Annotated in this window: 14 protein-coding genes; 3 read left to right on the top strand and 11 right to left on the bottom strand. The window is 72.9% G+C overall.

Annotation, left to right across the window (positions count from 1 at the left end; all coding sequences use genetic code 11):
* Positions 1-37: 37 nt before the first annotated feature.
* The gene (locus SMD20_RS32860; protein ID WP_329588765.1) at positions 38-1,264 is read left to right on the top strand and encodes a S1C family serine protease; all 1,227 of its coding nucleotides are present in this window, start codon (positions 38-40) and stop codon (positions 1,262-1,264) included.
* 47 nt (positions 1,265-1,311) lie between these two features.
* On the opposite strand, the gene SMD20_RS32855 is transcribed toward SMD20_RS32860, so the two are convergent.
* The 8 genes from SMD20_RS32855 to SMD20_RS32820 all read right to left on the bottom strand — a co-directional run bounded on the left by SMD20_RS32855 (position 1,312) and on the right by SMD20_RS32820 (position 7,041).
* Complete coding sequence (locus SMD20_RS32855; protein ID WP_329588763.1) at positions 1,312-2,199, bottom strand: geranyl diphosphate 2-C-methyltransferase; 888 nt, start codon at positions 2,197-2,199, stop codon at positions 1,312-1,314.
* On the bottom strand, positions 2,196-3,338 hold the full coding sequence (locus SMD20_RS32850; protein WP_329588761.1) for a family 2 encapsulin nanocompartment cargo protein terpene cyclase: 1,143 nt from the start codon (positions 3,336-3,338) through the stop codon (positions 2,196-2,198). The genes SMD20_RS32855 and SMD20_RS32850 overlap by 4 nt, the downstream gene beginning before the upstream one ends.
* A 47-nt stretch (positions 3,339-3,385) precedes the next feature.
* On the bottom strand, positions 3,386-4,780 hold the full coding sequence (locus SMD20_RS32845) for a family 2B encapsulin nanocompartment shell protein (RefSeq protein ID WP_329588759.1): 1,395 nt from the start codon (positions 4,778-4,780) through the stop codon (positions 3,386-3,388).
* Between the two features lie 150 nt (positions 4,781-4,930).
* Entirely contained in the window at positions 4,931-5,233 is a 303-nt protein-coding gene (locus SMD20_RS32840; protein WP_329588757.1) for an EthD family reductase, read from the bottom strand.
* A gap of 62 nt (positions 5,234-5,295) precedes the next feature.
* Complete coding sequence (locus SMD20_RS32835; protein WP_329588756.1) at positions 5,296-5,577, bottom strand: hypothetical protein; 282 nt, start codon at positions 5,575-5,577, stop codon at positions 5,296-5,298.
* 51 nt (positions 5,578-5,628) lie between these two features.
* A complete protein-coding gene (locus SMD20_RS32830) occupies positions 5,629-5,991 on the bottom strand; it encodes a hypothetical protein (protein ID WP_329588755.1) in 363 nt (120 codons plus the stop codon).
* 6 nt (positions 5,992-5,997) lie between these two features.
* A complete protein-coding gene (locus SMD20_RS32825; RefSeq protein ID WP_329588753.1) occupies positions 5,998-6,564 on the bottom strand; it encodes a hypothetical protein in 567 nt (188 codons plus the stop codon).
* Positions 6,565-6,579: 15 nt separating this feature from the next.
* Positions 6,580-7,041: an Hsp20/alpha crystallin family protein gene (locus tag SMD20_RS32820; protein WP_329588751.1), complete on the bottom strand. Its 462-nt coding sequence runs from the start codon at positions 7,039-7,041 to the stop codon at positions 6,580-6,582.
* A gap of 204 nt (positions 7,042-7,245) precedes the next feature.
* Between SMD20_RS32820 and SMD20_RS32815 the strand changes: the two genes are divergently transcribed.
* Entirely contained in the window at positions 7,246-8,580 is a 1,335-nt protein-coding gene (locus SMD20_RS32815) for a hypothetical protein (protein WP_329588749.1), read from the top strand.
* Between the two features lie 40 nt (positions 8,581-8,620).
* Here the strand turns inward: SMD20_RS32815 and SMD20_RS32810 are convergent, their stop codons facing one another.
* The 3 genes from SMD20_RS32810 to SMD20_RS32800 form a co-directional block, all read right to left on the bottom strand.
* Positions 8,621-10,021 (bottom strand): hypothetical protein, encoded by a 1,401-nt coding sequence (locus SMD20_RS32810; protein ID WP_329588747.1) that lies wholly within the window; start codon positions 10,019-10,021, stop codon positions 8,621-8,623.
* Between the two features lie 280 nt (positions 10,022-10,301).
* Positions 10,302-10,757, bottom strand: coding sequence for a Clp protease N-terminal domain-containing protein (locus tag SMD20_RS32805; protein WP_329588745.1), 456 nt, complete (start codon positions 10,755-10,757; stop codon positions 10,302-10,304).
* Between the two features lie 10 nt (positions 10,758-10,767).
* Positions 10,768-10,971, bottom strand: coding sequence for a helix-turn-helix domain-containing protein (locus SMD20_RS32800; RefSeq protein ID WP_170223733.1), 204 nt, complete (start codon positions 10,969-10,971; stop codon positions 10,768-10,770).
* Positions 10,972-11,023: 52 nt separating this feature from the next.
* On the opposite strand from SMD20_RS32800, the gene SMD20_RS32795 reads away from it, so the two are divergent.
* The gene (locus SMD20_RS32795; protein WP_329588743.1) at positions 11,024-12,454 is read left to right on the top strand and encodes an FAD-dependent monooxygenase; all 1,431 of its coding nucleotides are present in this window, start codon (positions 11,024-11,026) and stop codon (positions 12,452-12,454) included.
* The last annotated feature ends 2 nt before the right edge of the window (positions 12,455-12,456 follow it).

The following is a 12,456-nucleotide window of genomic DNA, read 5'->3' as shown; positions in this document are numbered from 1 at the left end:
TGATCAGTCTTGTGTCATCGGGACGCTAGGAGATGACATGGACGCGAACGACCCCCGCGAGCAGGCCGCCGGTGGCTGGACCCAGTTCGGTGACACGCCGCCCACGGTGGGCGGGTTCCCCAGGAAGGAGCCTGTGGGCCCGGCGCTGCCGCCGCCGCCTCCGCCGTCGTCGTGGAAGCCGATGTTCGCGCTGAGCCGCAAGGCCGTCGCGGGGCTCGCGCTGGCGGCCGTGACCGCGCTCGGGGCATCGGCGCTCGGCGGCGGGGCGGTGGGGGCGTACCTGGCCGGGGCGGACCGCCCGGCCGCCGTCGCCACGGCGAGCGCGGCGAGCCCGGTCTTCCGCACCGTGGCCGACCAGCTCACGGTGGCCGAGGTGGCGGCGAAGGTGCAGCCGTCGGTGGTGATGATCCAGGGCCAGTCGGCAGAGGGCTCCGGCGTGGTGCTGTCGGAGGACGGCCTGATCCTCACCAACAACCATGTGGTGGACGGGCAGGGCGGCGCGCTGACCGTCAAGTTCAACGACGGCAGGACGGCCAAGGCCAAGGTGGTCGGCACCGACCCGGCGACGGACCTCGCGGTCATCCGGGCCGAGGGCGTGTCGGGCCTGGCCAAGGCCACGCTCGGGGACAGCGACCAGCTCAAGGTGGGCGACGACGTGCTGGCCCTCGGCAGCCCGCTCGGCCTGGACGGCACGGTGACCGCCGGCATCGTCAGCGCACTCGACCGTACGGTCACCGCCGGGGACGGCGGCGGCGGGCAGCAGTTCCCCTGGGGGCAGCAACAGCAGCAGAGCAAGACGACCACGCTCGGCGGCATGATCCAGACCGACGCCGCGATCAACCCGGGCAACTCCGGCGGCGCCCTGGTCAACGCGGCCGGCGAGCTGATCGGCATCAACAGCGCGGTGTCCGCGCAAGGCGTCAACCTCGGCTTCGCCATCCCGGTGAACACCGCCAAGAAGGTGTCCGAGCAGCTCATCAGCAAGGGCAAGGTGAGCCACGCCTTCCTCGGCGTGAGCGTCACCGACGCGACCGGCGACGTGCCCGGCGCGCTGATCCGCCAGGTGACCGAGGGCAGCCCGGCGGCCAAGGCCGGGCTCAAGCAGGGCGACCTCATCACGAAGATCGGCAACACGCCGGTGGACGGCGGCGACACGGTCGTGGGGCAGGTCCGCGGGTTCACGGTGGGGCAGCAGGTGCGGATCACGTACCTGCGTGACGGCAAGGAGAACGTCGTCACCGCCACGATGCAGGAGCAGAAATAAGGGGGGCCGGGCCGCCCCGCGGGGCGGCCCGGCCGGTGGGGGAAGGCTCAGACGCGGTCGGCGGCGATCAGCAGGTACTGGAAGCTGCCGTTCTGGTAGGCGTCCAGGAACGCCTGCTCGATGCCGGTCGCCAGGTGGCTCTGGGCCCGCAGCTCCCAGTAGGGGATGGTGGCCGCCGTCATGTCGATGACGCTGCACGGCACGAGCCGGTTGGCCACCAGCTCCTTGAAGTAGGTGCTGCGGGAGTGGATGTCGCAGATGTAGTGGGCGTTGATCTGGCTGATGGCCCGGGACGGCAGGCCGTAGGCGTCGTTGTAGCAGCCGGTGATGCAGACGTAGCGGCCGCCGCGGCGCAGCAGCCGGGCGTGCTCGGCGAACAGCAGCGAGAGCTCGACGTACATGGTGCTCTCGTTGTTCCAGATCGCGGAGTACGCGCCGGTCTCGAAGCCGGTGTCGAGCATGTTGCGGAAGTGGAAGCGCACCTGGTCGGCGACGCCGCGCTGCCGGGCCTGCTCGTTGGCGAAGGACACCTGTTCCTCGGAGATCGACACGCCGTCGACCTGGCAGCCGTGGCGCAGGTTGGCGAGGAAGCTGGAGCCGCCCCGGCCCGAGCCCGCGTCCATGACGCGGTCGCCGGGGCCCAGCGCGCCGAGGTGGCCGACCAGGGTCTCGGCCTGCTGGGTCTCCAGCCGGTGCAGCTCGGCCACGAGGCGCTGCTCGCGGGTCTCCTCGGGACCCTCCAGCACCGACCAGTCGACGTGGCCGATGCCGTAGTGGTGGTGATAGAGGCCGTCGACCTCGCCCAGCCGGAGATTGACGGGGTTGCGCTCGGCGTTCCAGTAGTCGGCGACGGATCGCTGGTACTGGCTGCCGAGCACGGAGTTGTGCGCGTTCGTGGTGGTCACGCGGGCGAAGTCCTTTCTGATGACGGTCATGACTGGTAGCGGGCGGTGCTGCCGTGCCATTCGAGGCATCCGGCCATCCACGCCTGCGCGCCGCGCAGGAACCGCTTGAGCTCCGGCGACGGCACGCCGGCCAGCGCCTGCCGGCCGGCCTCGAATGCTCGGACGAAGTCGTTGTGCAGGTGTACGGCCCGCTCGGTCGCCTCCTCGACCGAGCAGCCCTCCTCGGCGGCGATGAGCAGGATCACGTTGCTGTCGGGCAGTTCGTCGGCCGCCTCCCTGGCCACCGAGTGCAGGTCGTTGACCAGCACGCTGGCGGTGCCCGCCTGCATGAGCGCGGTGTGGAAGCGGCGGTCGTAGAACAGGTCGGCGGGCAGGTGGTAGCCCCCGACGACGTCGATGAGCGTCATCGAGGTGTAGAAGCTGTCGTGCTGGCGGGCGGCGAGGTAGCGCCAGACCGGCGGCGGCGTCTTCAGGTAGCGCCAGGCGGCGTAGGCGCACCAGCTCACGTACATCTGGAACGTGATGCCGCACACCCGCATCACCTGTGAGGGCAGGGCGTGCCTGCTCAGGTGGGAGGTGGCCGAGCGGAGCGAGACCAGCACGGGGTCGGCCGTGATCGTCTCCTCGAGCCGGCGGGTGTAGTCGCCGGCCGGCGGCGGCGGGTCCATGGCGGACATCACCAGCGCCAGGCGGGGCGGCAGCTCGGTCGGGGTGGCGCCGAGGTCGCTCTCGTCGGCGTAGTAGTCGTCGGCCGCCCACCAGGCGGTGTTCATCTGGGCGGCGACCAGCAGCAGGTCGGGGTCGTCGGTGTCGGGGTGGGTCAGCATGGCGAGCCGGCCGAAGCCGGTGCGGGCGAACTCCTCCAGCCGCCCCTCATGCAGGCCCACCCGCTCGGCCCAGGCGAGCAGCCGCCGGTCGACCTCCGCGCCGAGGCCGTCGTCGACGCGGACGGTCTCGGGGACCAGCAGCGGCGGGTAGGAGCCGTCGCCCCAGGGCCGCTCGCGGTAGGGCAGCGGGGCCAGGCTGACGTGCGGGGACAGCGGCGCGGGGCCGGACTCGTGCCCGTCGCCCTCCTCCCGTAGGGGGGCGGGGAGGGGGGCGGCGGCGCGCAGGCTGAGCGCGGACGTTCCGAGGCCGGTGGGCAGGACCGGGAGCCGGTCGGCGGGCATGACGCTCCTCGCGGACGACGAAACCAGGGGGAAGAGGGAGGTGAGGGTCAGGAGCGCGGCGCGGCGACGGAGGCGTTCTCCAGGATCCCGATCGCGTCGGGCACCAGGATCGCGGCCGAGTAGTAGGCGCTGACCAGATAGGACATGATCGCCTTCTCGTCGATGCCCATGAAGCGCACATTGAGGCCGGGCTCGCGCTCCTCCGGCAGGCCGGTCTGGTGGAGGCCCACCACGCCCTGGTCGTCCTCGCCCACCCGCATGGCGATGATCGAGGTGGTCTGCTGCGCGCTGACGGGGATCTTGCCGCAGGGGAAGATCGGGATGCCCCGCCAGGCCGGGATCTCGTGCCCGTTGACCTCGGCGCTGCCCGGCACCAGGCCCCGTTTGTTGCATTCGCGGAAGAAGGCGGCGATCGCCTTGGGGTGGGCCAGCAGCAGGCGGGTCTTGCGGCGCATGCTGATGAGGTCGTCCAGGTCGTCGGGCGTCGGCGGGCCTGACCAGGTGGACAGGCGCTGGTCGTAGCCGGCGTTGTGGAGCAAGCCGAAGTCGGGGTTGTTGAGCAGCTCCCACTCCTGGCGCTCGCGGATCTCGTGGACCGTGAGCCTGAGCTGCTCCTCAAGCTGGTTCATCGGGTGGTTGTAGAGGTCGGCCACGCGGGTGTGGACGCGGAGGACGGTCTGCGACACGCTCAGTTCGTACTCGCGGGGGTGGAGTTCGTAGTCGACGAACGTGCCGCCGATGACCGGCTCGCCGACGTGGCCGGCGGCGATCTCGACCGCCGCCTCGCCGCGCCTGTTGACGGGCCTGCGGGTGCTGTCGAGGTAGCGGTCGAGGTGGGCGCGCAGGCCGGGGGCGCGGGCGAGGACGCGCTGGAAGGCGGCCCACGGCGAGACCAGGATCGTGCCGGCGGTGGCCGCCCTGACCGTGCACGACCAGCGGGGGTCGTCCTGGCCGAGCGCCTCGTCGCCGAACTGGTCGCCGTCGGTGATGACGCCGAGGGCCTCGGTGGTGCCGTATTTGCCGATGGCCTGCTTCTCCAGGCGGCCGTGGGCGACGATGTAGGTCTCGGTGACCGGGGTCCCGGCCGCCACGATCACCTCACCGGGCGCGACCTCGCGCGGCGTGAACGTGGCGGCGAGGGCGGCCAGCACGTCGAGGTCGTCGTAGCCGCGCAGCGCCCGCAGCTCGGCCAGCGTCTCGGGGATGACGCGGACGTCGCCGACGCCCTCCCGCACCACGCTCACCCGCCCGCGCCCCACGCGGTGGGTGAGGCGGCGGTTGACCCGGTAGGTGCCGCCGCGCACGTCGACCCAGGGCAGCATGCGCAGCAGCCACCGGGAGGTGATCGCCTGCATCTGGGGGCGGGTCTTGGTGGTCGTGGCCAGGGTGCGCGCGGCCCTGGTGTCCAGGCTCATCCGCTGTTCGGTGGGGTCCGTGGGCATCGTCCCTCGCAATCGCCGACTCCTCGTCACCGAACGTATTCACATGAACACGCTGGGCAGAGTAGCTCGGCGGACAGGTGATGCTTACCCCGGCTCTTTTTCTCCCGAGGCGTCAGGGCGGCCGCGCGGGGCCGCCCTGACCCGCGCTGCTCAGACGATCGTCCCCGCGGGCCCCATCAGCATCTCGACGCCGGCGCCGGCGAAGTTCGCCAGGTCGGCCGCCGTCGCCCGGCCCTCCTCGCTGGCCATCGCCGCGTTGAACGCGGCCTCGTCGTCGAAGGTCAGGACCGCGACGAGATGGTAGGGCGGCCGGTCCCCGGCGGGCCGCAGCGCCGTGTAGGACCGCAGCCCCGGCAGCCGCGCGGCGAGCGGGGCGTGCGTGCCGTCGTAGTGCTTGTCGAAGTCCTCGGCGCTCTCGGGGTGGTTGTAGAGCACGATGAGCTGGAATGCCATGATCCGCCTCCCTGGTCGTGAGTGCTTCGATCAAACCCCGGCAGGGGACGCGGCACCAGACGTCAGGCGCCCAGATCGCGGACGATGTTGTCCAGCCGGTGCGCCAGGTTGTCGAGCAGCTGGTCGCTCAGCTTCTCGCCCCTGGGCACCCTGGCCAGCAGCTCGTCCCGGCGGGCGATCACCAGCCCCCGGTGCGCCTCGTCCACCTCGGCGTCGGGCAGCACCACGCACTCGCCGCGTACGTAGACCAGCGTCGCGTCGTCCCGGTCGGACTCCAGCAGCGCGCGGACGCACTCCCGGTCGATGAGCTGGGTGCCCACGGCGCCCCTGCGCTCGTTCTTCATGGTCAGGTCTCCTTCTCGCTCGCTCCGGCAGGGCACATGCCCTGCCCGTACTCATCCGAACGTGGGCGGACCGCCGTCCGAGCGCGCCCTGCGCACGCCGAACGCCACCAGGTACACCGCCGCCGCCAGCGCCACCACGGCCGGCACGATCGCCAGCGCCGGGTTGCCGGCCAGCAGCGCCCACACGGCCAGCACCACCCCGGCCAGCAGGACCAGGGCGACGGCGAGCAGCCGGACACCGAGCGCGCTCCTCGGCGGCGGCTTCTCCTCCGGGTCGCCGTGGCCGCCGCCGGAGACGTCTGGCACGCCGGTGTCGCTCACCTTCCCGGTCGCCGACACGGCCTCGGGGGGTGGCGGCTCGCGCAGCACGGGCGCGAAGAACTCGTCGTCGGGGTCGCCTGCGGGTCTGTTCATGGGGGTTCACCTCGGGTTCTGTTCCAGGGCGTGCAGGAAGGGCGCGACGACCGCGTTCAGCTCGGTCACCAGCGCCTCCAGCGACGCCTGGGCGTCGTCCAGATTGGGCAGGCCCGCGGCGCGGGCGTGGGTGGGGGTGGGCAGCCGGTCGGGCGAGAGCGGCGTCCGCAGCTCCAGCGTGGTCAGCGCGGTCGGCCGCTCGTACGGCGGCGCCGCGTACCCGTCCCCGCCGCCGTCCGGGCGGTGCCAGGTGTGCCAGCCGGCCGGCAGCGGCACCGGCGGGGGCACGGCGAGCTCGACCACGGCCAGCGGGCCGCGCGCCTCCTCGGGGCGGTGACAGGCCGCGTCGAGCACGCGCGGATGGCAGCGTACGTAGGGCAGGTCCGTCACCGGGCGCATGGCGGCCTCCCACGCGCCCAGCGCGAAGCGCAGCGGGTCCAGGGTGACGCCGGCCGCGCCCGGCTCCCCCTCGGCCGCCGCGAACAACTGCCGCCACCTGCGCAGCTGCTCCCCGTAGCGGGTCTGCGCGCCCTCGTGGGCCGCGTCGATCCAGAACGCCTGGGTCCCGGCCATGACCGCCTCGCCCGGTCAGCCCTTGATCGCGATGCGGCGCGAGCGGCCCTGCTCGGTCTTGGGCACGCGTACGGTCAGCACGCCGTCGCCGAGCTCGCAGCCGATCTTGTCGAGGTCGGCGTCGGACGGCAGGATCGTGCGGTAGACGAACGCGCCGGTGCGCCGCTTCAGCCTGGGCCCCCGCTCCTCCTCGGAGATCTCGCCCGAGACGCGCAGCTCGTTGCCCTCGACCTCGACGTTGATCTCGTCCCGCCGCAGTCCGGGGAGCTCCGCGCGCACCAGGTACGCCTCCGCCGTCTCCTCGGTCTCGGCGACCGGCCGCCAGGCGGCGGTGTCGCCCTCGGCGCCCTGCTCGAACAGCCGGCCCATCTGGTCCCAGAGCTGCTGGAACTCGGTGAAGGGGTCCCACGAGCGGGCCGGCCAGCTCGGGTCGGCCCACTGCGCCGGTGCTCTGTGCCGCCTGGCGGGTAGTGCCATCGCTTTCACCTCCGTAACGGCAGGAACCTCATCGTCCCTGCTCAAGTGGCTCATCGCGTCCCTACCCGGCGTTCATCGGCAAACTCGGCGAAGCGCCGTTTCCTGACACTCCGGTGAACCGCGCTTGGGCGGGCGCACGCGCGCCGCCACCACCCCCTCACCTGCTTCGATTACTGTGAGTGATCACGTAAGGAGGGGATCACCATGGCACAGGAACCGAGGATCGACGTCGAGAGCAAGACCAGAGCCGTCGAGAGCAGCCTGGCCCCGGAGCAGATCGAGCGCATCGCGAGCGCGCTCGGCGACCGGGGGGTCTGGTTCGCCACCCCGCCGGTGCGCGAGGGCGACGCGGCCGAGCCCGACCTCGTGTGGGAGCTCGTGGCGGACAAGCCGCACCGCGGCCACGTGGCGACCGGCCGGGCCCACGTCCACCTGGCGGAGGGGCGCACCGCTCCGGTCCGGCCGCTGATCTTCGCCGACGGCTTCAACTACGGCCCGAGCGACCTGGCGAGCATGTGGCGGCACTTCAACGCGCCGTACGAGCCGGGCGTCCCCGGGCTGCTCGACCAACTCCTGGAGATGGGGCTCGACGTCATCCTGCTGGGCTTCGACCAGCGGCAGGCGTACGTGCAGGCGAACGCGGCCGTCGCGGTGACCTGCCTGCGGCGCGTGCTGGAGACGCGGCGGGGCGACACGCCGCTGATCGTGGGCGGCGTCGGCGCCGGCGGCATGATCACCAGGTACGCGCTGGCCCGCATGGAGAGCGAGGGCGTGGACCACCAGACCGACAAGTACTTCTCGTGGGACACCCCGCACCTCGGCGCGTGGATCCCGCTGGTGCTGCAGCAGCTCGCCTACCTGCACGAGACGATCCAGCCGCGCCCGGACGGGGCCGGGCAGGCCGAGCTGATCCGCAGCCCGGCGGCGCAGCAGCTCCTGTGGGGCTGGCTCCCCGGCACGGGCTACTCGGGCCGGGTCACCGACTCCAGCCCGCTGCGCAAGGAACTGCTGGAGGACATGCGCCGGATCGGCTGGTTCCCGATGCGGCCGTACAAGCTGGGCCTGGCCAACGGCAGCGGCGACGGGCGCGGGCCGGACCTGCGTCCCGGCACGCCGGTGCTGGACCTCGGCGAGGGGCCGCTGCGGCTGGTGGCGAGGATCCAGCCGGACCAGGGCGAGCTGCGCAACGTCGGCGCGATCGGCTTCGGCGAGCCGGTGTGGACGAGCGCGACCTCGTACGTGGCGGCGTTCGACGGGGCGCCCGGCGGCACCCTGGACGCCTTCGGCGGGGTCGCGGACGCGATGAGGCTGCCGATCGAGGACCGCTTCCGCGGCACCTGCTTCGTGCCGTCGGTGAGCGCGATCGCGCTGGCGCGGGACCCGCTGACGTGGCCGTCGGAGCTCTACACCGACCTGCGGCAGCTCCAGAAGGACGAGACGTTCCTCGACGCGTACTGCTGCGACAGCCGCAACACCCCGCACGGCGCGGTGTCGCGGACGCTGGCGGAGTGGTTCGTGGACCAGCTCGCTGGCTGGTGAGAAGGGACGAGGGGCGCCGGTGCGGCGCCCCTCCGGCGTGTCAGCGGCTGCCGCGGTGCAGCACCACGAGCTGGTCGCGGGTGGCGTTCTTGTCGCGGAAGGCGAGGGCGGCCGGAGCCTCGGCGCTGAAGTGGCCGGGCAGCGGCTCGTCGGCGCTCCAGCTCGCGCCGTCGAAGGAGGCCCACCAGAGGCTCTGGTCGGCCGCGCCGCGGTGCACGACGTAGAGGCGGTCCTTGTAGACGGTGAGGGCCGGGCCCTCGGCCGAGAAGTGGTCGGGCAGCCGCTCGTCGCGGCTCCAGGAGGAGCCGTCCCAGCGGGTCCACCAGAGCGACGTGTCCTCACCGGCGCCGCGGTGCACGCAGTGGAGGTGGCCGCGGAAGACGGCCAGCGCCGGGTTGGAGCGGCTGGCGTGGTCAGGGAAGCGGTTGTCCTGGCTCCACCTGCTGCCGTCCCAGACGGTCCACCAGAGGCTGTCGTCGTGCGCGCCGCGGTGCACGCACCACAGCTTGCCGTCGTAGGCCGCGAGGGCCGGGCTGCTCACGGTGAAGTGGTCGGGCAGCTTGGTGTCCTCGCTCCACCTGGAGCCGTCCCAGCGGGCCCACCACAGGGCGGTGTCCTGGCCGGCGCCGCGGTGCACGCAGTAGAGCTGATCGTCGTACACGGCGAGCGCCGGGGCCTTCGCGCTGAAGTGCTTGGGGAAGCGCTGGTCCTCGCTCCAGCCCTGCTCGGCGTCGTAGACGGCCCACCACAGGGCGGCGTCGCCGTCGCTGCCGCGGTGGGCGACGTAGAGGCGGTCGCGGTACTCGGCGAGGGCCGCGCCGGTGGCGGTGAAGTGGTCGACGAAGCGCTGGTCCTCGCTCCAGCCCTCGCCGGGCTCGTGGACCGTCCACCACAGGCGGGCGTCACCGGCCGGCACGGCGCCCACACGGGCCGGGACGAGCGAGGCGGGCGCGGTCCACGGCGAGACCAGGCGGGCGCCGTACGGGCGGGCGACCGAGCCGATCCAGCGCGCCTTGTTCCTGGCCGACCACTCGACGAGCGGCGTCAGCCAGCCGCCGAGCACCGCGCCCGCGGTCTCCCCGATCAGGGACGCCAGCTCGGCGGCGCGGGCGGCGGCCACCTCGTTGAGCTGGATCTCGAAGCCCCACCAGCGGGCCACGGGCCACACCTCGGCGCCGGTGGCGCGCAGCTCGCCCTGGAGGTGGCGTACGCGGTCCTGGTCCCGGGGGTCCAGCTCGGCGATGCGGCGCTCGCTCTCGTGCCTCGCCGCCAGCCACGCGATCTCGGCGGCGGCGCGGTCGGCGAGGTCGTCGTCCCGCAGCAGCTCGGTCTCGACCGCGAGGTCCACCGCGGCGGCGGCGAACGGGTCGTCCTGCGCCTGGAACAGCGTCGCCTCGTCGTCGAAGTCGAGTTGTGAGGTATCGGCCCTGTTCTCGTCCATATCCAGCCCCCTGGGATGTGTGATGCGTACACGCACGAACCAGACACATAGTAACTGTACGTGTTCACCCCATTACGGATGGGTGGCAGCGGAAAGGCCCGGCGGGAAGACGTGTGCCGCGTCCCCGCCGGGCCCTTCCTGTCCCTTTAAAGCGCTGTCGATGCCACAGGAGCCACCCAGTGCTCCTCCCGCTCTTCCCCCGGAACGGCTTTCCAGTCGTGGCCGTTCAAGGGGCCGCCCCATCTGCTCTTGATCGAGCCTTTCACCGTGACCCTCGCGGTCAGGTGAGCCGGGCGCGCGCGGCCGCTCGGTCGATGCCGAGCCTGCCGATGAGCTGCGCGACCGGGTCCGGCCGCTCGCGGTCGAGCAGGGCGAGCGCCATGATCCTCGGCGCCTCGCTCCTGGTGCGCATCGTCGTGCCCTTGGCCACCCGGTCGATCACGGCGCGCGCGTTGGAGGTGAGCGAGCCGCCCCCGAGCGGCGGGTGCTTGCGCGGCCTCGCCGGCAGGTCCTCGCCGACGTCCACGCCGAGCATCCGCAGCGCCTCGCGGTCGAGGTCGCCGAGGGCCGCGCGGGCCCTGGTCACGTCCGCGCCCAGCGCCCGCGCGACGGGCTCGTGGTGGAGCAGGCCGAGCAGCAGGTGCTCGGTGCCCATGCGCCGGTCGCCGCGCTCTCTCGCCTCCTGGACCGCCGCCTTCACGATCACCCCGAAGGCGCTCTTCTCCCAGCCGAACATCCCGGATGCCTCACTTCCCGTATTTGGCGTGCACCGACTGCCGTGACATGCCGAGCGCGTCGCCGATCTGCTCCCAGGTCCAGCCCTGCTCCCTGGCCAGCGCCACCGACACCGCCTCGACCTGCTCGGCCAGCCGGTGCAGCGCGCCGACCGCCCGCAGGCCCATGGCCGGGTCGTTCGATCTGATGCGCTCGGACAACTCTGTGACGTCCACGCTTGTCAGGCTAGATTGACAGCTCCGAATTTGTCAATCTAGCCTGACAGACATGGAGAACGTGCTGATCGTGGGAGCGGGACCCGTGGGGCTCATGCTCGCGTGCGAGCTGAGCCTGGCCGGCGTCCGCCCGATCGTGCTGGACAGGCATCCGGAGATCGGCGACCTGCCCAAGGCCAACGGCCTGGTGGGGCAGATCGTCGAGACCCTGGACCACCGCGGCCTGCTGGAGCGCTTCAGCGCCGGCAGCCCCTACTCGGGCCCCGCGCCCGGCTTCCCGTTCGCGTCCGTGCCGCTGCGCTTCGAGGGGGTGCCGGGCATCCCCCTGCGCGTCCTGGTCATCCAGCAGCCACGCCTCGAACGGCTGCTCGACGAACGGGCACGGGAGCTCGGAGCCGACATCAGGCGCGGATGCGAGGTGCTCGCGCTCGCGCAGGACGAGGAAGGGGTGACCCTTACCACCGGCCAGGGCGAGTTACGCGCCCGGTACGCCGTCGGCTGCGACGGCGGCCACAGCCTCGTACGCGCGGCCGCCGGCATCGGCTTCCCCGGCGACACCGACACGGAGCGGCTGATCATCGGCCACTTCAGGACCGACGCCCGCGAGGCCGGCGTGGAGCCCGGCTGGACCCGCAGCCCCCACGGCCGCGTCCTGCTGAACTCGCTCCGGCCAGGGGTGCTCGTCGCCGGGATCCGCGAGCGGGGCGCGCCGCTCCAGGGTCCCGTGACCCTGGAGATGTTCCAGGCGGCCCTGCGCCGCCACCTCGGCCGCGAGCTGCCGCTCGGCGAGCCGATCTGGCTGTCGTCCACCGTCGCGCAGGCCCGGCTGGCGGAGCGCTACCGGGCGGGCCGGGTGTTCCTGGCGGGCGACGCCGCGCACCTGTTCCCCGCGGGCGGCTCCGCCTTGAACGCAGGCATGACGGACGCGGTCAACCTGGGCTGGAAGCTGGCCGCCGTGCTGCGCGGGCGGGTTCCCGAGGAGCTGCTGGACACGTACGAGGCCGAACGGCGTCCGGCCGGGGCGCGTACGCTCACGCAGGCCCGCGCTCAGGCGGCCGTCGACCGGGTGGACGGCGAGGACGGCGCCGCGCTGCGCGAGCTGCTCGGCGAGGTGTTCGCCTTCGAGGAGCCGGTCCGCCACCTGGCCGGGCTGCTGTACGACTCCGGGGTGCGCTACGACCCCGGAGCCGCGGACGCGCACCCGACCGTCGGCAGGCTGGTGCCGGACCTGGAGCTGGCGGACGGGCGGCGGGTGGCCGAGCTGCTGCGGAGCGGCCGTCCGGTGCTGCTCGACCTCGGCGGCGGCACGGACGGCCTGCCGGCGGACGACGACTGGATCGAGGTCGTCCACGCCGCCGCCGAGCGGCCGCCCGCCGACACGCTGCTGATCCGGCCCGACGGCTACGTGGCGTGGACGGGCGCCGCCGGGCTGGCCGGGGCGGCCGGGAGGTGGTTCGGGGCGGTCACCAGGAGTCGCGCCTGACG

Source organism: Nonomuraea sp. LP-02, from assembly GCF_036289125.1.
Taxonomy (GTDB): Bacteria; Actinomycetota; Actinomycetes; order Streptosporangiales; family Streptosporangiaceae; genus Nonomuraea; species Nonomuraea bangladeshensis.
Note: the sequence above shows the minus strand (reverse complement) of the source record. Positions and strands in the feature narration are given on the sequence as shown.